At 44.8% G+C, this 21,695-nt stretch carries 19 protein-coding genes and 1 pseudogene; 10 read left to right on the forward strand and 10 right to left on the reverse strand.

From position 1 onward, the window contains the following. Positions 1-5 precede the first annotated feature (5 nt). Positions 6-398 carry an STAS/SEC14 domain-containing protein gene (locus P0M28_RS03690; RefSeq protein ID WP_302208148.1) on the forward strand — a complete coding sequence of 131 codons (393 nt, stop codon included), beginning with the start codon at positions 6-8 and terminating at the stop codon, positions 396-398. A 61-nt stretch (positions 399-459) separates the two neighbouring features. Here the strand turns inward: P0M28_RS03690 and P0M28_RS03695 are convergent, their stop codons facing one another. The 5 genes from P0M28_RS03695 to rpmB form a co-directional block, all read right to left on the reverse strand. Continuing rightward, entirely contained in the window at positions 460-1,761 is a 1,302-nt protein-coding gene (locus tag P0M28_RS03695) for a hypothetical protein (RefSeq protein WP_302208149.1), read from the reverse strand. Positions 1,762-1,805: 44 nt separating this feature from the next. Next, a complete protein-coding gene (ftsY, locus tag P0M28_RS03700) occupies positions 1,806-2,774 on the reverse strand; it encodes a signal recognition particle-docking protein FtsY (RefSeq protein WP_302208150.1) in 969 nt (322 codons plus the stop codon). Positions 2,775-2,933: 159 nt separating this feature from the next. Beyond that, complete coding sequence (locus P0M28_RS03705; protein WP_302208151.1) at positions 2,934-3,086, reverse strand: DUF4295 domain-containing protein; 153 nt, start codon at positions 3,084-3,086, stop codon at positions 2,934-2,936. A 2-nt stretch (positions 3,087-3,088) separates the two neighbouring features. Beyond that, positions 3,089-3,277 (reverse strand): 50S ribosomal protein L33, encoded by a 189-nt coding sequence (gene rpmG / locus P0M28_RS03710; protein WP_302208153.1) that lies wholly within the window; start codon positions 3,275-3,277, stop codon positions 3,089-3,091. 23 nt (positions 3,278-3,300) lie between these two features. Further along, positions 3,301-3,540, reverse strand: coding sequence for a 50S ribosomal protein L28 (gene rpmB / locus P0M28_RS03715; protein WP_302208154.1), 240 nt, complete (start codon positions 3,538-3,540; stop codon positions 3,301-3,303). Positions 3,541-3,810: 270 nt separating this feature from the next. Between rpmB and rocD the strand changes: the two are divergent. The 4 genes and pseudogenes from rocD to P0M28_RS03735 all read left to right on the forward strand — a co-directional run bounded on the left by rocD (position 3,811) and on the right by P0M28_RS03735 (position 8,455). Next, a pseudogene (gene rocD, locus P0M28_RS03720) lies at positions 3,811-5,043 on the forward strand (ornithine--oxo-acid transaminase). 79 nt (positions 5,044-5,122) lie between these two features. Continuing rightward, positions 5,123-5,869: a spheroidene monooxygenase gene (locus P0M28_RS03725; protein ID WP_302208155.1), complete on the forward strand. Its 747-nt coding sequence runs from the start codon at positions 5,123-5,125 to the stop codon at positions 5,867-5,869. Positions 5,870-6,040: 171 nt separating this feature from the next. Beyond that, the gene (locus P0M28_RS03730; RefSeq protein ID WP_302208156.1) at positions 6,041-6,859 is read left to right on the forward strand and encodes a purine-nucleoside phosphorylase; all 819 of its coding nucleotides are present in this window, start codon (positions 6,041-6,043) and stop codon (positions 6,857-6,859) included. A gap of 24 nt (positions 6,860-6,883) precedes the next feature. Then, positions 6,884-8,455: an ABC transporter permease/substrate-binding protein gene (locus P0M28_RS03735; protein WP_302208157.1), complete on the forward strand. Its 1,572-nt coding sequence runs from the start codon at positions 6,884-6,886 to the stop codon at positions 8,453-8,455. Between the two features lie 89 nt (positions 8,456-8,544). Here P0M28_RS03735 and P0M28_RS03740 read toward each other — a convergent pair whose 3' ends face one another. From P0M28_RS03740 to P0M28_RS03760, 5 genes are all read right to left on the reverse strand, one after another. Continuing rightward, a complete protein-coding gene (locus P0M28_RS03740) occupies positions 8,545-9,174 on the reverse strand; it encodes a hypothetical protein (RefSeq protein WP_302208158.1) in 630 nt (209 codons plus the stop codon). Positions 9,175-9,919: 745 nt separating this feature from the next. Continuing rightward, positions 9,920-13,471: a CHAT domain-containing protein gene (locus P0M28_RS03745; protein ID WP_302208159.1), complete on the reverse strand. Its 3,552-nt coding sequence runs from the start codon at positions 13,469-13,471 to the stop codon at positions 9,920-9,922. Next, positions 13,464-14,219 carry a tetratricopeptide repeat protein gene (locus P0M28_RS03750; RefSeq protein WP_302208160.1) on the reverse strand — a complete coding sequence of 252 codons (756 nt, stop codon included), beginning with the start codon at positions 14,217-14,219 and terminating at the stop codon, positions 13,464-13,466. The genes P0M28_RS03745 and P0M28_RS03750 overlap by 8 nt, the downstream gene beginning before the upstream one ends. Then, positions 14,219-14,773 carry an RNA polymerase sigma factor gene (locus P0M28_RS03755; RefSeq protein ID WP_302208161.1) on the reverse strand — a complete coding sequence of 185 codons (555 nt, stop codon included), beginning with the start codon at positions 14,771-14,773 and terminating at the stop codon, positions 14,219-14,221. Before P0M28_RS03755 ends, P0M28_RS03750 begins: the two co-directional genes overlap by 1 nt. A gap of 514 nt (positions 14,774-15,287) precedes the next feature. After that, entirely contained in the window at positions 15,288-16,391 is a 1,104-nt protein-coding gene (locus P0M28_RS03760; protein WP_302208162.1) for an ISAs1 family transposase, read from the reverse strand. Between the two features lie 78 nt (positions 16,392-16,469). On the opposite strand from P0M28_RS03760, the gene P0M28_RS03765 reads away from it, so the two are divergent. The 5 genes from P0M28_RS03765 to P0M28_RS03785 all read left to right on the forward strand — a co-directional run bounded on the left by P0M28_RS03765 (position 16,470) and on the right by P0M28_RS03785 (position 21,694). Further along, positions 16,470-17,741, forward strand: a complete 1,272-nt coding sequence (locus tag P0M28_RS03765) for a hypothetical protein (protein WP_302208163.1) — start codon at positions 16,470-16,472, stop codon at positions 17,739-17,741. 60 nt (positions 17,742-17,801) lie between these two features. After that, positions 17,802-18,278: a hypothetical protein gene (locus P0M28_RS03770; protein WP_302208165.1), complete on the forward strand. Its 477-nt coding sequence runs from the start codon at positions 17,802-17,804 to the stop codon at positions 18,276-18,278. Positions 18,279-18,298: 20 nt separating this feature from the next. Further along, positions 18,299-18,622, forward strand: a complete 324-nt coding sequence (locus P0M28_RS03775; RefSeq protein WP_302208166.1) for a hypothetical protein — start codon at positions 18,299-18,301, stop codon at positions 18,620-18,622. A 265-nt stretch (positions 18,623-18,887) separates the two neighbouring features. Then, positions 18,888-19,280, forward strand: coding sequence for a hypothetical protein (locus tag P0M28_RS03780; RefSeq protein WP_302208167.1), 393 nt, complete (start codon positions 18,888-18,890; stop codon positions 19,278-19,280). A gap of 2 nt (positions 19,281-19,282) precedes the next feature. After that, positions 19,283-21,694, forward strand: coding sequence for a TonB-dependent receptor (locus P0M28_RS03785; protein WP_302208168.1), 2,412 nt, complete (start codon positions 19,283-19,285; stop codon positions 21,692-21,694). Position 21,695 lies beyond the last annotated feature (1 nt).

The following is a 21,695-nucleotide window of genomic DNA, read 5'->3' on the forward strand; positions in this document are numbered from 1 at the left end:
GTCGTATGATTCATCTTGATGAAAATTATCTGCAAGTTCGGTACGAAGAAGAAGTACCGTGTGTTGTTATGGAGTGGAAGGAATTTGCCACTAGCGAAGAATTTCGCACTGGCCTAAATAAAGGGCTATCGCTGTTAACTGATAAAGGCACCGAAAACTGGTTAGCTGACCTGCGAAAAATGGACGTTATTGATCCTGAAGATGAAAAGTGGAGTAATGAAGATTGGTTTCCCCGCGCTCTAGCGGGTGGAGTGAAGAAAATGGCTCTTATTCCGTCAGAAGATGTTTTTAATAGCCTTTCGGTAGAAAATATTATGAGTGAGGTAGCTAATACCGATCTGGTAATTCACTACTTTGAAGATCCAGATGAAGCCAAATCGTGGCTGGCATCTAATTAGCGTAAATACTTAAGCCCATCTGACGCATAGCTTGGAGTCAGATGGGTAATTTCATCTACTTTCAATTGGCTTTGTACTTCTCATAGGCCTTCTTCCGACCAATAAATTGTACCCACTGGATAAAATTGAATTCCAGGTGGTCAAACATCATTTTGTCCCCTTCTATTTCTAAGTGTAAGTCAGGTATCCAGCGTAAATTGGTGCGAAGCAAACTGGTACCCGTCTTGGTTACGCGAATGTCCCAACCAAATATTAGCCCCAAAACTGGTTTGGTTTCTTGATACTCAGTTCCGTTCACGTTAGCTCTAAGGCTTTCCATAGAGCCAGTTACGCCGACAAACGGCACAAACCCTAACCAGTTGAATAGATTTTTATAGGTTTCCAGCATGAAAGAGTAACGCCTTAGGCGAATCTCGGTATCAAATCCGGCTAAGCGGTCTCCCAACGTCCGAAATGATAGCCCTACGTTCATATCTGGTTTGTGAAAAAACCTTCCGAAGGTAAGGTCTGGCATAAAACCACTAGAGTATTGGTCGTACAAGAAGGGAAACTGATTTTCTAAATATGCTGACTTTGACATCTGAAGTCCTGCCGATGGTCCAACTCCCCAATACCACGCACTCAGTCGATTTTCCTGTTTCAGCACATGGTACTTGTGGTTAAGGTTCCGAACTGCTTGAGGGCTCCTGGAAGATTCCCCCGTATCCCAGTAGCGTAAGAAGCTCAGATTGAAAGAAACCGGATTGAAAGTGGTTGTTCCAGCCTGGGTTGGAGAAATGTAATAATCAATTTCATCTCGAAATTGATAGTAAGCTGAAGCAGATAGTAAATACTTATCGGTAGCATACGTAGCTCCAAATTGCAACGGAGTAATCATTCTACTGTAACGAGGGCTTCCTTCAGTATACTCATCTTCGTTGAGCAGATGCTGGTACGTGAAGCTACGAAAACTAATACCCAGAAATGGGCTTATCCGTTTTGGTTGCAATTTCATAGGGTAGAGTCGCATACCCGTTTCTATCCCGTGGGTGTACGAAAGCTCATCAAAAAGGTCGGGCGTGCTTTGCAGCGCTAAAAACGAAAGTGGAAAAGTAACGTAAAAGTCGGCGTGCCCCCAGAAGTGGATGCCTCCGATAGTTAGGCGCGGAATGAATGTATTGCCAAACGATGTTTGTTGAAGCGTACCTTCTTGAAGATACTCTGTACTACCGCCCGGTAGTGCTAAGAGGTCTCCGCCCAAGGTGAGCCAGGCAAATTTGGTACTACGCTCAATGTACTCTTGCGTGTAAACAGTGGTATCGACCTGAGCTTGAGCACACAACAGCCAAAATAAACCAAGGATTAGGAGGGTAAATCTTTTCATTTCTATTGTATAGTAGTAAAATGAAAGAACTTACTCTGGCAAAATTAGTTTTTACCAAACAAAGAATCTACGAATTCCATTTTATTGAAGACCTGTAAGTCTTCCATTTTCTCCCCCACGCCGATGTATCGTACCGGAATTTTAAACTGATCGGAAATACCAATGACTACCCCCCCTTTGGCTGAGCCATCTAGTTTGGTAATTGCCAGAGCGGTCACTTCGGTGGCTTTGGTAAACTCCCGGGCTTGAAGGAAGGCATTTTGTCCGGTACTACCATCCAGGACTAGCAGCACTTCATGCGGAGCCTCGGGCACAAACTTTTGAATAACTCGCTTAATTTTAGAGAGCTCATTCATCAGGTTCACTTTGTTGTGCAAACGCCCGGCAGTATCTACAATTACTAAGTCGGCCTGTTGCGCTACTCCTTGCTTTACCGCATCGTACGCTACTGAAGCTGGGTCAGTATTCATTCCGTGCGAGACGACGGGCACATCCACCCGCTCACCCCAGAGTTTGAGCTGATCTACGGCTGCCGCCCGAAAAGTATCAGCCGCGCCCAGCACTACGTTTTTTCCCTTTTTCTTAAACTGATAGGCCAGTTTTCCAATAGTTGTGGTCTTCCCCACTCCGTTAACCCCTACTACCAAAATTACGTGAGGTTGGTGACCTTCAGGAATACGAAAATCGTTGGCTTGGGTAGTGGTATACGAATCGTCGGCTTCAGTAAGTAAGGCAGCAATTTCTTCCCGCAGAATACGGTCTAGTTCGGAGGTGTTAAGGTATTTATCACGGGCAACCCGGGCTTCAATCCGATCAATAATTTTTACCATTGTATCTACACCCACATCGCTAGTCACCAGTATTTGCTCCAGTTCATCGAGCACCTCTTCATCGACGGTAGCTTTTCCCGCAATGGCTTTACCCATTTTCTCAAAAAAACTTTGCTTCGATTTTTCTAGCCCTTTGTCTAGGGTTTCCTTTTTATCTTTAGAAAATAAGCCAAAAAGTGCCATGCTAGTTGAAAATTGATAATGAATAATGGAAAATTGATAAGCGCAGCTATATCTACAAGAAATCAATTTTCGCTTAGTTTACAATAGTAAACCTTACTCAAAGGTAAATAAAAAAAGCCCTAAACGGGCTAAATCACTTTACGGTAAAACGAAGAAAGTCTATTTCTTAAAATGCTCTTTCACGCTATCTACCGGAACCATTTCTTCCTTAAAGGTATACGCCCCGGTTTTATCTGACTTCACCGCTTTAATTACTTTGGCAAAGCCTTTACCAGTATTAGATCGCAGGGTTGCAACGGTTTTCTTAGCCATAATTATTTAATCTCTTTGTGAACAGTATATTTTTTCAAAACAGGATTGTACTTCTTACGCTCCATTCGTTCTGGAGTGTTTTTCCGATTTTTAGTAGTAATGTAGCGGGAAGTACCGGGTTGACCGCTATTTTTATGTTCGGTGCATTCTAGAATTACCTGAATGCGGTTACCTTTTCCTTTCTTAGCCATAGTCGGTAATCGTTATAGAGTTGCTAGATTTGTGAGGTTCCTTTGGCTCGAGCCTCTTTTAGCACGGCAGTGATACCGTTTTTGTTAATCGTTCGCAACGTAGAAGTTGCTACACGAATGGTGACCCACTTATCTTCTTCAGGCAGATAAAACCGCTTGCGCTGCAAGTTAGGGGAAAATTTCCGCTTGGTTTTATTATTCGCCTTCGATACGTTATTTCCCACGCGAGGACGCTTACCGGAAATCTGACAAACCTTAGACATAATTTATATTTTTCTCGTCTTCTAAATTCAGGGTTGCAAATATCTGAAATTCTCTTTAGAAAGAAAAATCCACCTATTTGTTTTTCATTCAGTATTAAGCAAATTTGTAAAGTAATAGTTCACATTGACCTGTGTTAGAGTGTTATGGTGTTTGGGTGTTATGGTGTTTGGGTGTTATGGTTTTTATATTTTGATTTTACACGAACACTCTAACACCAAAACACTACGCACCTTAACACCAAGCACTATAGCACCTAAACACTAAACCCCATGATAGAAACAAAATCAACCACCTCAGAAATAATCGCACTAGAAGAAAAATACGGAGCGCATAATTATCATCCGCTACCGGTGGTACTGACTCGCGGAGAAGGCGTACTGGTTTAGGACGTAGAAGGCCGACAGTACTACGACTTCCTTTCGGCCTACAGTGCCGTGAATCAGGGACACTGCCATCCGCGCATTGTGCGAGCACTTACTGAACAAGCCCAACGGCTTACGCTAACTTCTCGCGCTTTTTACAACGATACGCTCGGCCGTTACGAAAAATTTATTACCGAACTATTTGACTACGACCGGGTGCTGCCGATGAATACCGGAGTAGAAGGCGGTGAAACGGCGGTGAAACTGTGCCGAAAGTGGGCCTACGAAGTGAAGGGGGTACCGGCTAATCAGGCCAAAATTATTTTTGTGGAAGGCAACTTCTGGGGACGTACTTTGGGTGCGATCTCTTCTTCTACCGACCCCAGTAGTACCACCGGGTTCGGTCCGTTCATGCCGGGTTACGAAATTATTCCGTATAATGACTTAGCTGCGCTAGAAAATGCTTTACAAGATACTAACGTCGCTGGCTTTATGGTTGAACCCATTCAGGGCGAAGCCGGAGTTGTGGTACCAGATGCCGGGTATTTAAAACAGGCGTACGAGCTATGCCAAAAACACAATGTATTATTTATTGCTGACGAGGTACAAACTGGCATTGCCCGCACCGGAAAACTGTACGCCTGCCAGCACGAAGATTTTCAGCCCGATATTCTGATTTTAGGAAAAGCCCTCTCGGGAGGGGTATTTCCGGTATCGGCGGTACTGGCTCGCGATGAAATTATGCTAACTATCAAGCCGGGTGAGCACGGTTCTACCTTCGGAGGTAATCCCCTCGCCTGCGAAGTGGCGATGGCCGCACTGAATGTAGTAATTGATGAGAACTTAGCCGAGCGAGCCGAAACACTGGGAAAAACTTTTCGGAAGCGAATGCAGCAACTAGTGGAGAAGCACGATCTGGTAAGTTTGGTTCGGGGCAAAGGCTTGCTGAATGCGGTGGTGATTAATGATGACCCCGAGAGTGAGACTGCCTGGAACATTTGTTTGAAGCTGAAAGAGAACGGACTATTAGCCAAACCAACCCACGGCAATATTATTCGCTTTGCTCCACCATTGGTAATCACCGAAGCGCAACTGCACGAATGTTGCGACATTATTGAGAAGACACTGAGCGAATTTTGAACAGTTAGTTTCGGAAGGTGTTATATGAATAGCAGTGCAACAACGTGCTGCTATTTTTTTATCTACACACTTCCTTCCGTTGGCATCAGTAAATCATCAAATCACTACCATTACTTTTCTTAAGTTTAAAGGATTAGAGCAAAAATGGTGGGCTATGCGCCAAATGCGAGACGCTAACGATGTTCTGAAATCAGTACCTGGGCTTTGCTTCTACAAATTACTCGGAAGCGGAGGAGGTAATGGGTTCAGCATTATTCCTGATACCAGTACTTACGCGTTGCTGTTAGTATGGGAAGACCGAACGTTTGCGGAAGCATTTTTTAAGCACCACCCCTATTGCTACCGAGGTTCTATCAACACGCTTCACCAATGGACAGTTTTTCTGGAGGCGACCAAAGTGAGAGGCACTTGGCAGCAGCAGCAGCCGTTTTCAGTTCGGGAATCGATGTTTCCGGATGGGCCAATAGCCGTGGTTACGCGGGCTACTATTCATCTTAAAAAATTATGGAGCTTCTGGAAAAATGTTCCGAAGGTTAGCGATCGTTTAAGGCAACACCAAGCAGGATTACTATTCTCCAAAGGTATTGGTGAATTTCCGCTAACCCAGCAAGCTACGTTCAGTCTGTGGAAAAGCCGGGATGCTATGGTACAGTATGCCTACCACAGTGCCAAACATCGAGAAATGATTAAGAAAACGAGACAGTTGGGTTGGTACCGGGAAGAGTTATTCGCCGAATTTACTCTTACAAAAGTCCGTGGCTACTGGCCCAATGTACCCGATCTTTCCGCCTACCTTCCTGATCAGCTATCCAATCGTAGTGCCTGATGTAGCAAACAGATATACCATTGTGGTAATAAGCTTGAGGGGTTTTGGGTATTAAACCTTATTCTGATAATTATTCACCCCGAGGTTCGTGTCGTCACGAACCTTAAAAGTTTATCGGAATATCCTCTATTGCTATTTTATTATCTTGCCAAAAACCTTCGTAACAATCTTATGCTACAGCACCTTTCCGAAACGTACGAATACATATCTAAGTACATCACTGAACCGCCTCAAATAGGCATTATCTTAGGAACGGGATTAGGTCGTTTAGCTGAAGAAATTGAAACCGAGCATTTTTTTTCCTACTCCGACATTCCTCATTTTCCGGTGAGCACGGTAGAAACCCATTCGGGTCAGCTGATTTACGGTACACTAGGCGGTAAGCGCGTACTAGCCATGCAGGGTCGCTTCCATCATTACGAAGGCTACACCATGCAGCAAATCACCTATCCGGTTCGGCTGATGCACCGCTTAGGGGTGAAAACGCTGTATATATCGAATGTAGCTGGAGCCATGAACCTCTCCTACAAAAAAGGTGATTTGGTACTGATTGACGATCATATCAACCTGCAAACCGCTAATCCGCTGACTGGTCCCAACTGGAATGATTTCGGCCCTCGCTTCCCCGATATGAGCGAACCTTACAATCAGGAGATGATTCATACTGCCCGGCAAATTGCGAAAGAAGAAGGATACCGGATTCATAAAGGAGTGTACGTAGCTGTGCCTGGCCCCAACTTGGAAACTCGGGCCGAGTACCGTTTTCTGCGTACTATTGGAGCCGATTTAGTAGGAATGTCTACTGTACCCGAGGTAATTGTAGCCAGACACCAAGGTATGAAAGTATTGGCTACTTCCATCATTACCGACATTGGCGACCCGGATAACCTGGAGCCCATTAGCGTACCAGAGATTATTCAAATTGCAGGAGAAGCGGAGCCTAAACTAACCCGTTTGGTGTACCGAATAGTCAGTGAACATGATTTCTAAACTACCAACTAAACCTTACTTAACTTGCTCTCCGACTTTCTTACATTTCTATTAGAGCAACGGGCCGAAATTCTCCATCAAACCTACGAGCACTTGTGGATCACGCTAGTTGCGCTCGCCATTGCTACAGTGATTGGTATTAGCATCGGTATTCTCCTTACTCGCTACGAAGCTGCTGCTCAGCCCATTCTTGGGTTCGTCAATATTGTTCAGACCATTCCCAGTATTGCCTTGCTAGGCTTTATGTTACCGTTTTTCGGCATCGGAGTACTTCCCGCTATTATTGCGCTATTTCTGTACGCGCTATTGCCGATTGTCCGCAATACCTACACCGGTATTCAGGGAGTGGACAATTCCATTAAAGAAGCCGCCCTCGGGATGGGCATGACCAACGAGCAAATTCTACGAATGGTAGAGTTACCGCTAGCGGCTCCCATTATTTTTGCGGGGGTGCGTACCGCAATGGTTATTAACATTGGCGTAGCTACGCTCTGCGCGCTTATTGCAGCGGGTGGTTTGGGCGAATTTATCTTCCGGGGCATTGCGGTAAACAACACCTACATGATTTTGGCCGGGGCCATTCCAGCTTCACTGTTAGCCATTGTGCTAGATACCTTACTGAGCCTGATTCAGCGATACATCCAGAAGCTGCTGAAACCATTGGCGGTAGGGTTTACTATTTTATGCCTAGCACTAATTGGGCAGACAGTCTGGCCCGAAGCTAACGAGAATATTCCCTCCCTCGTCGCGGGGTTTAATTCGGAATTTATGGAGCGGGCCGACGGCTACCCCGGCTTACAACAGAAATACGGATTTTCTCTGGAAGCTAAGGAAATGGAAATTGGCCTAATGTACGAGGCTCTACATAAGGAAAAAGTGGATGTCATCAGTGGTTTTTCTACCGACGGACGCATTGCGGCCTACAACCTGCGGGTGCTTGAAGATGATTTACAGTATTTTCCTCCCTACTACGCCGCCCCGCTCGTCCGCCAGAAAACGATAGAACGCTTTCCCGAATTAAAATCACTCTTTCAGCAACTCGCTGGAAAGGTTGATGAAGCAGCAATGATGCAAATGAATTTTGAAGTGGATCGAGATAAACGGTCGCCCCGAACGGTCGCCCAAGCTTTTTTAGATTCATTGGGATTTATTACCGTAGCCAAAAAAGAGGGCAACCCAGATTTGATTATCGGCTCTAAGGCTTTCACCGAAAATTTTATCCTCGCCGAGCTATTTGCACTACTGATTGAAGGACAGACCAATTTGACGGTAGAACTCAAGCAGGGCTTCGGTGGCACTAAACTACTAATGGACGCGATTATCAACGGCTACGTAGACATTTACCCCGAATATACCGGAACCGCTTTGTTGGTGCTACTAAAGCCGGAAGCTACTACCGTGGATAGCTTAGTGCAAAATAAAGAGTGGGTATATGATTACGTACAGCGGGAAGTGCAGCAACAATACAATCTTATTTGGCTACCTCCTCTAGGCTTCAACAATACCACGGCCCTGATGATGCGGGAACAGCAAGCTCAAAAACTGGGAATAGAGAGTATCTCAGATTTGAAAAAACACCTTGGCAATGAACAGTGAACAATTAGCAATGTGCAGGGCACCCCGTGCAATTTCTCCTACACGTGCAGAAGGTAATTGTATATTGTTAACTGCTACTTACTAATTGTTCAATACAGTGCTTTATATTTTTCAGCGATGTAGGATACCGACTCTCTAAGCTCCGCAATTTCTTCCTCGCACATGCTTTTGTAGGGTTCTTCCATCTCGGCAATGTTCATCAACCCCTCTACCCGGCTAATAGAATTCAAGAACCGCTCGTGGTGCAAATCATGCACAATGCCATCGTGCAACTGCTTGTAATCAATATTTTTGTTGATATAGTTACGATAGACATAATAAAGATATATACTTAGTACACTGAATAAAAATAAGGAAACAACAATGTCTACCCAGATGGGAACTTCGTCGTAAAACGGAAGAGAATTCCAAGTCAAGAAGACCCCAAACAGTAAAGCTGCCAAGACTATAATTTGTGTGGCAAAATCACGGCGAGGTGTAGATAGGAACCAAGCTACCGAAAGCATAACAATAGCAAAATTCAAACAAAAAGTAAAGATAAAGACGTACAGATAACCATAGTATGGAAAAGTAATCTCTCTAGGAATAAGCCTCCAAGAAAATAGAACAACTGGTAAAGACATTATTATCATAAAGCCGACTAGCTTCCGACGGTCTTTAAGGGTGTAATGAAATGTTTTGCCTAAATCTCTTACCTGTCTTTTTTTTAGTAGCTTCATAGTAGTTCGGCGTGAAAAGGGTTTGAACAGGAATCAGTACTTCATCACCTAAAACCAGTCACATATACTTCACCAAAATCAACCAAATAATTCACATTTTTACAATAAATCATACATTGTTTTCCTTTTTTTCATAAAGAAAACGATGTTTTAATTAATTTCTTTTAACGAAGTAGCATTCTAAGTAAAATTGCACAAAACCTAGCTAAAACCCTCTTTAGAAATGTACAGCCTGTATTTCACTATTTTAATATATAATCTATTTATTCTAGTTGATTAGTACTTTATAGTATTACTTTCATCAAAAAGAACACTACTATTTATAAAAAAAATGGCCATCTCCTTTTATACAAATCTAATATTTGGCAACTAACAATATGTGCTTTTTATATTTATTTTTAATTTTTTATGTATAAATTCACTAATTTTAGCAATAATATTCAGCAATATAGTTATATTTGTCGCATAGTTGATCAACCTTATACCACATCAGATCGGTGGTTGTTTTCTTATTATTTACCTAAACATTTCTGATTATGAGAAGTATTTTTGCCAAAACTCTTAAACTAACCTGCGCTTTTGCCATTTTATCAGCGACTTTATTTAGTTGCAGTGAAGATGCTGTAAATCCTGATGAGTCTCTAACACGTATTCCAGCGCATGCTGTAGTGCCCAAATAGTTAATATTTGCTGTCACTTTTTATATGAAAGCGCACTGCCAGATCATGTAGTGCGCTTTTTCGTTTTAAAACAGTGATATTCTCGCTCTAATAATGAGCATTACTATAACTATTATTGAACATAAAAGCCACCATACCTCAAGAGTTTCACCCTGTCTAGCCAGTGACTTAGTATCACCCACCATTCCCAAGCTACCCCAGTAAAAAGGGTGTAAATTGGTCACGGGGGCTTCAGCTAAGAAGGTAAGTTTGGCTTGGCGTAGCGCTTCATCCTTTGACAGACCTTCAGCTAGTTTTTCGTAAAAGGTTTGCATCAGTTGGGTGCTGCTCTCATCATCTACCGCCCACTGGCTCATCACCACCGAGGGGCAACCTGCGTAAGCAAAACCTCGCGCTAAACTTAGTACGCCTTCTCCTTTGGCTTCCGGCCCATCTCCCGTATGGCAAGCACTCAGCACCACTAGCTCGGCTGCCATATCCAAATTATAAAGCTCATGAGCGTACAGCGTACCATCTTCATTTCCGGTTGGGGCTAAGCGCAGGTAGGAATGTTCCGGCTCCTCATCATTTAAGTGGGCGTGGGTAGCTAGATGGACAATCTGATAATCGCCTACCTCGGCTTTAAATTGTGCCTCGGTAGCCTGCTCGCCCGTATACGCCGAACCCGACCAGCCGTCAGCTACCACCTCAGCTTCCTGAATGTTCCAGCGGAGAAACATTGGGGCTAATACATCCGCCGAGCGTACTGCTACCAAGTGATTGTTGCCGGACGAAAACGAAGGGGCAAAGGCAATTAGTAGTTGGGTAACCGGGCTATCTTTAGCTGTTGTCTGAGGTAACGAAGCAGCGTAGCGGTAACTCACGCTATAGTCGCGCAGTAGGTAGGGTACTTGCCGTAGGTTGGTGTAAGTGAATGGTACGGATTGGGTAAGCAGCAGATCAAAGGGCAGGTACTGTAGCGCAGCATCGGGTACCACCACTAATTTCTTTATTTCCAGATCGGCAGGTAAAGCCGGGGCTACTAATTGCTGATACAGCGCGTACCCGCTGCGAAAGTAGCTCTCGTAAGCCTGTTGGGGGTAAGACTGAAACTGACTGTTAGCAACAGCCGTTCTGAATTGCCGCACTAAAGTGGTATCGACCTTCACTGGCTGCACGGAGTAATCATCGGGGGTTACGGTGAAGACGTAACTGCTGCTGTCCCCCACGAAGTAGGAAAGCAAAGCCGTACCGGGTTCCAGCGTTGGTTGTATAGCTTCTACCGAAGCAGGAATGGGAGCATGTTTACGCTCGTAGTAGCGAGGGTACTGCTGCTCCAGCACTTGCATGAGTGAGTCGTAGCTGCGATTCAGATTAAAGAGGCGGTTTTCGTAAGAAGATACTAATGCGGCATCTGCTTCCTCTTCTTTATTGCGTGCCTGATAAAGAGCCGATTGGTAGTACGCCCGGTCAATGTGGAGTTGTTGCTCTAGCTGTTTAAGAGTATCCGGCACCCCGCCCCACTGCTTGGCTTCATTATGCAGTAGGGTTTGCCGTAGCACCCCCGCCCGGCTTTGCTCCGCGTAGTAAAACGCCTGCCGCGTACCCGCTTGCCTTTCTTGCTCAGTAACAGTGCCCATCAAGCTAAGCCGAATTGCTTGCTCATAAAAAGCCCGGCCCGACTTGGCCAGCGTCAGTTGATCTTTCGGATAGGTAAGCACCCGGTACCACTGCTGAATAAGTTGATCGCCTTGCTGACATACCGCTTGGGCTTGCTCTAAGTATTGCTGACTACCTGACTGATGATACCGGGCTTCTAGTGTAATTGCCTTTCCTAACAGCGACTGAAGGTAAAACCCCGGATTATGGAAGTCGATAAACTTTTCTGAGCCTCTGACAAAGGAATTGATTTCTATTGCCTTTTCGTACAGAAGAAGCGCAGAGTCATATTTTCTCCCATCGTGGTAAAACGAGGCCAGATCATTATAAAAATCAGCAGCATAATGAGATACCTCATAAGCATCTGAGATTACTTGATTGGCTCTCTGGTAGTATCGGAAAGCATTACCTAATTTGCCTTCGTCTTGATATACCTTCGCCATATCCCAAAACGCCACGAAAGAATAAGGATGTCTAGGATAATACTTTTCCACAATATCTACTGCTTTTTGTAAGTACAAATAAGCAGAATCATACCCTCCTAGCTCTCTATACGCATCTCCTATATTGTTGTATGCTCCCGATAAATCCCAGTAATTCGTAGGCAACGCTTCTTTGTAAAAGAACGAAGATTGGAAAAAATGAGGCAACGCTAGCTCATAACGCCTTTGCTTGAAATATACAAAGCCGATGGAATAATGAGATGAAGCAAGACTTGCAATCCCTTCCCCTCTTTCCTTTTTCAATTTTAATGCGTGTTGATGATATTTTAAAGATTGCTCGTAAAAACCTACGTCAAGGTAGCTATTGCCTAAATTAGCATAAAAAGTACTAATAGCTTTTTTACCATGAACCTTTTTACTTAATGAAATTGATTCTTTATGACATTGCATGGCCTTCTCTACATTTCCCTTTCTTCCATAGATATTTCCTAGAAAATCATAGGTGCAGGCAGTAAAATACTTATTATTAGCATGATATACTTTCTCTAGTTCAATTACCTGTTTAGCGTATTTCAAGGCGGAGTCTAGCTGGTGCATATAACAAAAAACCGCTCCTAAATAGAAGTAAGTGTCGGATAAGGCTATTGCTTTTTCTTTCCCCTCTGGCACCCCCTTAGTTAATGATAGTGCCTTTCGGGAATAGAATAGCGCAGAGTCAAAATTACCTACGGACGAATGCGCCCACCCTATATCGTTTAGTTCTAGGATAATATCTTTCGCTTGAGTTCCTTTAGCTTTATTTCTTATTCTTAACGCCCGTTTACACGAAAGCAAAACAGAATCATATTGACCAATCTCTCTATAGTAATATCCTAAATTACTGTACGCATCAGCTTCCTGCTTACTATTTTTTTCTAACCGTTGTTGACTTTCTACCAAAGCTTGCTCAGCATACTGCCGCCCTTCTTCGTAATGCAGTCCGTTAATGGCATTATGAGCCATATCGTTGAGGCAACTGATGTAGGGCTCCCACTGCTGATGCTGACGGTACAGCCGGGCGGCTTGTTTGTATAGTACCAAAGTACTATCGTACTCACTGTACTCCCGGATAGAGTCGGCTCGTTGTACTAGTTGACCTGCTCGTAGGGTGTCTTGGGCTAGGGTTTGGGCTTTGCCAGCCGTGGAACCCAGCGTAAGCACAAGAATTGACACTAGATAAAGCAGCTTTTGCCGTGCGGAAGATGGCTGCGGAGCTTGCCTCGCACGATCCCCGGCTACGCTCCTCGCCATGACGGACAGGAAACCAGACACCATCATCGCGATCATTCCATGATAGGGCAGCGAAGTGATCTTCCATCTAATAACTGAGGTGCTCCATTGAGGGAGACTGCTTCCCCCGGCTCGCAGTGACGGAGTTGAGCAATCGAGGTTTTCATCGCCGTCATCGCGACCCCGGTCTGGCGAGAACCGGATAAGTTCCGGGGGTAGGAACGAACGCCGAAGCGATCCTTCGCCCCCTAGAGTAAGTTTATTCATCAGAATCGTCCGGAAGTTTCTCGAGTAATTCATGAGCGGTAGTTTGGTAGAGTCCGGGTTGTTGGGCAATGGTTTGTAGTACTTCTTTCGCTGAGCCAGGCTGCCCGGCCTTGAGGTGCGCCAATGCCAAGTACCAGGCACCGTACTGACGAAGCACCGTATCCGAAGCTGAGCGCAGAGGTTGCAGTACTTCAATCGCCTTACCGGGCTGCTCTGTTTGTAGATAGCAGTTGGCCAGAAGCAGCCGAATACGCTCACTTGCTACTTGAGCTAAAGTATCTTGATTTAAAGCTTCCTGCCAGTAAAGCAGAGCCTTGGGGTAGTCTTCCTGTTGGTACCAGTAGTTGGCTTGCTCGTAGGGCGAAGAGTTGTCACCCCGCAGCAATGGGTCAGCCGGATAAGGATTGTAGTACGCGGCGTACAGAGCTTGCGGAGTAGCTGGACGTAGGAAGAGTAGATAAACAGCACTGCTAAGTAATAACAAAGCTGCTCCTGCTGCTACCGCGTAGACCCGGATTTTTCGCTGCTTCTGCCGACGGGCTTTTACATTCTCGTACAAGCTTTTCACCTCCTGTTTACGGGTTTGATATTGATGAGAACGTAGGGCAGTAATAGCACTCTTTTGTAATTCGTAGGCTTCGGCAAACTCCGGGTCTTGTTTCAGTTTTTGAGAAAATCGTAACTCCTCATCACTATCTAGTTGTCCGTCGATCTTACGGTCAATTAGTACGTAGTCCAGTTCGTTCATTATACGGGGCGACGTTGGCTATGGGATAGGCGTAGTTGTTGTAGTTGGTTCAGCCATCGCTGCACACAACGAAACTTGGTAGCTTTGGCCACATCAGTATTGGCGAAGTGCATATCCTGGGCAATCTCCCGCATCGATTGCTGGTCTACATAGTAGCGACCAATAATTTCCTGACACTGCGAGCTGAGCTGCTGGAAGATCCGTAGTGCCTCTTGCCGTCCGGCTACATCCATCTCCGGTTCAGTACGGATCAACGCCTCATTGAATGAGACTATTGTCGCTTGCGCTTGTTGCTGACGGGTACGGTATAGGTTGCAACAAATGAGGTACAGATACCCCCGCAGATTATTGCGGTGGTGTAGCTTGTCTTCTAACAAATTATGACGAAACACTAGCACTGCATCTTGCAAAAGATCTTCCGCATCGGGTTCAGCACACCCGAGCTGTTGCAATCGCCTTAAGCAGTACGGGCCGTGTTGTACAAACAGGGTTTCTAATATTTGGGTGTTACCTTGTTGTAATTGCTCTTTCCAAAGTTTGATTAGGTGAGGCATAGGTATTATTGGTAGAGTAGGTGCTCATAATTAGGAAATTTTGGTTAAAAAGACAATATACTGTAATGTCAAGTTATTGCTAAATCTTTAGTAATAGTCAACAGTCGGCAGTCCGCAGTTATCTATTGGTTGCAAGAAGCAGGAGACTACACTATAACTACTAAGCCAGATAATAATCATACAGTGTTCGTCATCTTGGCAAAGAAAATCAAAAAAAGTTAAAAAAAACTGTTTACCTCCGAGGCTTTTCCACATTAGTAGATAGAGAGCTACACTAACTAGCCGAAAAAAGATAGAAAAGTAAAGACCAGTGGCGAGTAAAAAGAGAAAATAATTATCACCTAATTTTTTACGATGTAACCTCACAATAAAAAGCTGCAAAAAAAAGAGGCCGATCTGCCTAGGGCAAACCGACCTCCAGCCTTCCCCGCTAAAGTGGGAGAAAACTTAACACTTAATCAAGAAACGAAAACTGTAATGAAAAGATTTCTAAAGTATTTATAGGTTAAACGCACTAACCAGAGCAGTAGAGGCGTATAATCTGTCTGAGGTAGTTATCATCCCACCCAGCTTTTTTTCTTCTGACCTTAATGCTGTGTTTATCATTCATCTGTTTGAGCAGTTGCAAAGAGAGCTTTCTGAGGATATTTCTGTTTTCCGCCCCGTTTTTGGTATGGGTTCGGCAAGTATCTTCGGAAAAGCTCACATCCAAGTGCCAGTGCAGATGGTTTTCTATGCTCCAATGTTCTCTGACGCGATGGTTGAAGTAGGCAGCAGATTCAGCCTTATCACTGAGATAAAAGCGATACTCTTCTTGTCGTTTGTTGCCCGTTTCTCGTACCGCGTGCACCATGATGATGGCTTGAATGTTCTTCCAGGCTAACGTTGCTTCCATTAAGTCAGTAGCTTCACTTACATAGCAGGTGCGAGTTTCTATACGTCCCGAACCAAAGTCAACGTTTTTGTCACAGGCCAACCCTTGGTGGTGGGCCATCATGTAGTCATGAACCTGCTCAAAGGTGCTTTTTTGGTTCTTTTTCAAAGAGAGTAAATAGTGGCCCTGCTGCTCTACAATCCGCTCAGCAATGGCCGGCCCATTGGCAATAGCATCAATACTTACTAACGCGCCTGTCAAGTCAAGTTCTTCTAAAAGAGCAGGAATCGCAGTTTTTTCATTGCTTTTCCTTTCGGTCTTGGCCTGTCCCAAGACTACCTGCTGCTCACAGGCCCAAGCTGTTACTACACAAATACCACTATTGCGCTGACCCTGCTGGGCGGTGGCCCGTAACACCTTCCCATCTACACTGATGTGGTGTTCTTCTGCAAAGTCACACAGATAGCGCGAGTGCCGGTACAGACAAGCCGAAAACTTACTCGTATCAATAGCATTCAGCACTCGGGTGATGGTATCGTGGGACGGAATGCCGTTAGGCAAGCTGAGAAACTCTCCCAGAAAGGCTCGCTTATTCTTGCCATATTCCTCAATCTCTTCATCCGAATCGCAACCCGACAGCGTAGCAAACAAACTCAACAACAGAATGTCAGACAATAAGTGCCGCTTCAGCAGCGTAGCCCGACGAGGATCTGGCATCTCATCAAATACCGTAGAGAGTTCCATAACTTCTTTTTCCTAAATATAGCCCTATCTTGCCCTATTAGTGCGTTCAACCTAAAGTATTTACCTTTTCTCAGTATTTTGCTATTATTGTTTCAGGCCTGTCAAGAGGAAATAGCAGAGCCTGAGCAGGTAACCGGCAATGCTACCTTAGCAGACCCACCTGTACTGAACGATAATACCCTTACTGAACAAGACCGAAAGATGATGCTCTTTGCCCAGAGTTTAGCCAAATCTCTGAAGGATGCTGAACTGCGGAGCTTCGTAAAAACTGAAGCCAACAAACAGTTTGATGGTGAGCATAACATCTTGTACGAGTTTGTGCGTGACCAAAAAATTGGCAAGCAGGAGCTAAGTGCCCGATTAGCTGATAATATAGTAGTCGCCAATAGCAACCTGACAGCCCGTACTAACGCCCGAATACTCTTTAACGAAGGAATGCAAGATATTCCATTACTGAATATTGGCGTGCCTTTGCACTCCGAAGAGTGGGATACGGAAAGTTTTATTCCATTAGTAGCAGTATTGACCTCTGATTTTAGTGAACAAAATTCGAAATGGATTCGGGCTTACAACAATGGCGGTGAGCTAACATATGTAGATGCCAAAAATGAACCAACCGTACCAGTAGTAGTAGTACGTCTTAACGAGCGACTGGAGATAACAACCAGTAAAAAGGGACAGCTACACTACCAAGCCCGGTATGCCTCAATTAGCGACCATTCTCCTGACTATGTGAAAGCAAGAATTAACCAGAGATATGAAGACCAATGTCGCTGCGAAGACGACGGTGGTTCCGGAGGTGGCGGGTCAGGAAGCGGAGGGAGCAGTAGTGGCTGTAGTAGAAACGGTATGGAAACTATCAAAGGAATAGAATATGCTAATATTGCTTCAATGCGAAGTGCCGAAAGTTGGTCGCAGGAGGATCATGAGCTTAGGTTTGTAATTTATGAGTTTATAGAAGATGGGACAGGTGAAGAAATAGCAGACAAAGGACGGGCAGTTAAAAGAGGGGATCTACAGTACAAACCCTTTCCGCTCTTTCATAGATGGCGTACTTCTTACGCTAGTGTTGGGTTAGGAATGTTCCGTTGGGACAAAAATACCCATCCAGATAAAGTAATATGGCAGTTTTATGAACGAGACTTTAGTGGTGAAAAAACAACTGAAGAAAATACCATAGAAATAGAAGATAAGAACTCAGGAATTAAAACGAAGACTACTACTAAAATTGTCAGAGAGTTTGAGGAAAACGATTTTGACTTAGGGCGTCAGGTAGTATCGTACTGTGATGCCACTCCTAAGAGTTATCATGATATAGGCTACATTGTAGCTAGCATAGGGCTAAAATAATTTAATTAATGTCTTACTTTGAGCCTCCCAGATATGGGAGGCTTAAAAAAACCTAAAGCCATGAAATATTTTTCTTTAACAATTTTGGTGCTTACTACGCTTTTTTCTTGTGAAGAAGGCGATCCAGATGCCGATCAGGCTTATGAAAATATGCAAGAAATAGCTAATACTATTCAAGGACAATGGGCGGTGAATAGTATTACCTATAATCTAACCGATAGAGATTCATTAGCAGAATTTGTTAATGCTCTTTCAGTAAACTTTAACCCTTGTGAAGTAAAACAGACATTCACCTTAGATACTGCCTGTGAAGGTTTCTTTGCCACTTCCGAAGATGCCCCTTTCCAGTTCAGTGTCAACAGAAACAATGAATATGATGAACTAGAGATCACCTCGACCTCTGATGGTTCTTTCCCTATACCGGTAGATCATAGTAATTGGAAAGTTACTTACCCTAATGCTGACCGTATTATTTTGGAAGGCGCCAATAGCCAAACTACAGAGGTAATCAAAAGTATAGAACTCACTAGAAAGTAAGGAAGATAATCTTCTGGGCTGTGTTTTATTATTTCATAATAGTATTATTTCCAGCTATCTACTCCTGCAAACAGGTGAACGAAGACGGCGACGAAATATCGGCTAATCAACAAAGGGTGGTAGATGCCATGAGGCATTTATGGCAGATCAGTGACGTAGTGTATTCGCTAGAGGGTTACCAAGACTCCGTAGCCACTAATGTTGATGAAATGTACTTTGCTCCTTGCCAACTGGCTGCAGCGGAGAAGCGAGAGTGTACCGGATATTATCAGACCAACAACTGTTCCCGCATCACTATTCGTTACGGTACCCTGCAAACATCTAATGCTTTCACGTTCTTCTGAGAAGACTACCCTGCCGACGGTTGTTTTGAAGTCAGCCACGGAGGAACCAATATAGAAAAACTAACCCCGAATAGCTTAGTGTTCACTACATCTTCAACTTTAGCTCGGTTTAGAGGAGAAGGTAGTCCAGAGCGACCTGTATTTGGTATTCTCACCCAAGTCACCTTAACCCGCTAATCACTTATTGATCGGTATGAAAACAAGCTTACTGATGTATATACGCTTTTTCATAAGTGTAGCAGTTAGTTTGTGCCTTTGCTATACAATGGGATGCCAGAAAGCTGAGATTCAAGCGGACGTACCTACCCAGGATTTACCTATTGAAACCGACTGGCAGATTGAGTATCTCCAGATAAATACCCTTAGCCATGATACTCTTATCAGTAATGTCTACTACCTAGAGTTCGTGCCACATGACATTTCCGATAGCTGGGGGACTGGTTACTATCAGCTTGATAAGCAAAGAATCATTTCCTTCCGCTACACGATAAGCCCGAAGCAAATTACGATCATCACCGATGAACCGCAATTATCGGTCTACGAAGATCTAACAGGATATTGGACAATTGACCAACCAAGTGATCATCACCTAACCTTAACCGATAGCACATTCTGGCCCCGGGTACTTAAACTATACCAAGGCACACCCCAACAGTAGAAATGAAAGAGAGTATGCGCCCCCATAAACTTCTGCACTGTACCTTATTAATCCTTTTCTGTTCACTCACTGGTTGGGGGCAGGATCAGTACACCATCAGTGGCTACATTACCGAAGCTGCTTCAGGTGAACCCCTCATTGGGGCGAATATCTACGAAATTGATACGCAACGAGGGGGCTCTACCAATGTTTACGGTTTCTATAGCCTTACTTTACCCACCGGTTCGTACCAAGTGCGTTTTTCTTCGTTAGGCTATGAAGCCGATACACTAACGCTACTTCTTACCCAGGATACTATCATTAACCAGAAGCTCGCTGAAGCAATCATGCAGCTACAAACCGTACAAGTAGTCAGTACCCCTCAGTTACTAGAGCACCCTCAGATGAGTGCCTTTACCCTGCGCCCTCAGGAAATGGAGCAGTTGCCTACCTTAGCGGGGGAGGTAGACCTAATTAAAGTAGCCCAACTGTTGCCGGGTATTCAATCAGGAAACGAAGGTAGCAGCGACCTGATTGTGCGCGGGGGTGGTCCCGACCAGAACCTAATTTTGCTGGATGGCGTGCCCGTTTACAATGTAGGGCATCTGCTCGGGCTGGTTTCGGTATTTAATACCGATGCGGTAAAGCGAGTAGATGTAGTAAAAGGCGGATTTCCCGCCCGCTACGGGGGTCGGCTCTCTTCGGTAGTTGATATTCAACTAAAGGAAGGTAATACCCAGGAACGGCATGGTTCAGGAGCTATTGGGTTGCTTTCCGCCAAGTACCTCATGGAAGGCCCACTAGGCTCATCTGGAAAAACATCTTACCTATTTTCAGTACGGCGCACCTGGCTCGATTTACTAGCTCAACTCGGTCAGGTAATTAGTGATACTGAGGATCGGGGGCAATACAATTTTTTTGATATTAATGCCAAGATCAACCACCGTTTTTCGGATAACGACCGGGTGTACCTGAGTGCCTACACCGGGCGCGATAGCTTTTCTACCCGGTTGCGGGGCGACCAACCTGGAGTAAGTTTTCAAGAATCATCAGCGATTAACTGGGGGAACATTACTTCAGCCCTGCGGTGGAACCATGTATTTACCCCCAAATTGTTCGCTAACTTAACTGCCACTTACAGTCAATACGCTTTTGCTGTGGATGCTACCTCCCAAGAAGAAAACGAAGCCCAATCAGTAGAAGGAAGCATTGCCTACACTTCAAGGGTTCGTGACCTAGGCTTGCAGTGGGGTGTAGACTATGCTCCTGATCCCCGCCACGCCATAAAAGCGGGATTTAATACTACCTTTCACCGTTTCCGGCCAGGGGCTATCAACTATTCTCAGGTGAACCAAGATACGGTTCAGCTTGACTCCACCTTTAATGATCAGCCTATTCAGGCATTAGAAGGTTTCGTGTACCTAGAAGACGAAATACAAGCAACGGATCGCCTCCGAGCCAACGTAGGCGTACACGCCTCTGGCTTTTTGGTCGACCGTACCTCTTATCACTCAGTACAACCCCGGCTTAGTATAGGTTACCAACTAACATCCCGGTCTACTTTCAAAGCCTCGTACACCCGTATGGCACAGTTCCTCCACCTGCTCACCAATGCCAACTTGGGGGTACCTACCGATATTTGGGTGCCGACTACCGCCCGCATTCGTCCTCAACGAGCTTGGCAGGCCGCAGTGGGAACTGCTCATCAAATCGGTAGGTTAACCTTAGAAATAGAAGGGTACTATAAGGAGATGCAAAACGTGATCGACTACCAGGAAGCCAACAGTATCTGGGATGACCCCGATGGTTTTCTACTGGAATCAGGTAGTAATTGGGAAGACAAAGTGATTGCGGGGGAAGGTCGGTCTTATGGAGCAGAGTTGCTATTGCGCCGCGCGCAGGGTCGGTTAACCGGGTGGTTTGGCTACACCCTGGCCTGGGCCGAACGTCGTTTTGATGAAATAGATGAAGGGGCGTGGTTTCCATCTCCTTACGACCGTCGGCACGACCTAAGCTTAGTCGCCAGTTACCAGCTATTTCCCCGAATTAGCATAGGTAGCAATTTTGTATACGCTACTGGTCGCCCGGTTACGTTACCCATTGCTAATTATCTACCGCCTGATCTCTACGATGGTGCCCCACCTAATCGTCGGTTTGTAGCTACCTCAATTGATTACTTTGGCTCTCGCAATAGTTACCGAATGCCTGCCTACCATCGGCTGGATGTTAGCATTAATTTCACCAAACAAAAAAAGTGGGGGGAGCGCACTTGGAGTTTGTCAGTATATAATACTTACAATCGGCAGAATGCCTACTACTGGTTTGTGCAAGGAGGCACGATTCAGCGTAATGACCGCCTCTCACCCGACCGACGATTATATCAGGTGAGTTTGTTTACCATTATTCCTACAATTAGCTACCGCTTTACATTCTAGA

The organism is Tunicatimonas pelagia (assembly GCF_030506325.1).
GTDB lineage: Bacteria > Bacteroidota > Bacteroidia > Cytophagales > Cyclobacteriaceae > Tunicatimonas > Tunicatimonas pelagia.

What these genes read in the sequence shown, in the direction of transcription:
- rpmG (WP_302208153.1), bottom strand. Translation starts at nt 3,277, where the DNA reads ATGGCTAAGAAAGGAAAAGGTAACCGCATTCAGGTAATTCTAGAATGC.
- P0M28_RS03695 (WP_302208149.1), bottom strand. Translation starts at nt 1,761, where the DNA reads ATGAAAAGATTTACCCTCCTAATCCTTGGTTTATTTTGGCTGTTGTGT.
- rpmB (WP_302208154.1), bottom strand. Translation starts at nt 3,540, where the DNA reads ATGTCTAAGGTTTGTCAGATTTCCGGTAAGCGTCCTCGCGTGGGAAAT.
- P0M28_RS03690 (WP_302208148.1), top strand. Translation starts at nt 6, where the DNA reads ATGATTCATCTTGATGAAAATTATCTGCAAGTTCGGTACGAAGAAGAA.
- P0M28_RS03755 (WP_302208161.1), bottom strand. Translation starts at nt 14,773, where the DNA reads ATGCCTCACCTAATCAAACTTTGGAAAGAGCAATTACAACAAGGTAAC.
- P0M28_RS03745 (WP_302208159.1), bottom strand. Translation starts at nt 13,471, where the DNA reads ATGAATAAACTTACTCTAGGGGGCGAAGGATCGCTTCGGCGTTCGTTC.
- P0M28_RS03770 (WP_302208165.1), top strand. Translation starts at nt 17,802, where the DNA reads ATGAAATATTTTTCTTTAACAATTTTGGTGCTTACTACGCTTTTTTCT.
- P0M28_RS03705 (WP_302208151.1), bottom strand. Translation starts at nt 3,086, where the DNA reads ATGGCTAAGAAAACCGTTGCAACCCTGCGATCTAATACTGGTAAAGGC.
- P0M28_RS03785 (WP_302208168.1), top strand. Translation starts at nt 19,283, where the DNA reads ATGAAAGAGAGTATGCGCCCCCATAAACTTCTGCACTGTACCTTATTA.
- P0M28_RS03730 (WP_302208156.1), top strand. Translation starts at nt 6,041, where the DNA reads ATGCTACAGCACCTTTCCGAAACGTACGAATACATATCTAAGTACATC.
- P0M28_RS03750 (WP_302208160.1), bottom strand. Translation starts at nt 14,219, where the DNA reads ATGAACGAACTGGACTACGTACTAATTGACCGTAAGATCGACGGACAA.
- ftsY (WP_302208150.1), bottom strand. Translation starts at nt 2,774, where the DNA reads ATGGCACTTTTTGGCTTATTTTCTAAAGATAAAAAGGAAACCCTAGAC.
- P0M28_RS03780 (WP_302208167.1), top strand. Translation starts at nt 18,888, where the DNA reads ATGGGATGCCAGAAAGCTGAGATTCAAGCGGACGTACCTACCCAGGAT.
- P0M28_RS03740 (WP_302208158.1), bottom strand. Translation starts at nt 9,174, where the DNA reads ATGAAGCTACTAAAAAAAAGACAGGTAAGAGATTTAGGCAAAACATTT.
- P0M28_RS03760 (WP_302208162.1), bottom strand. Translation starts at nt 16,391, where the DNA reads ATGGAACTCTCTACGGTATTTGATGAGATGCCAGATCCTCGTCGGGCT.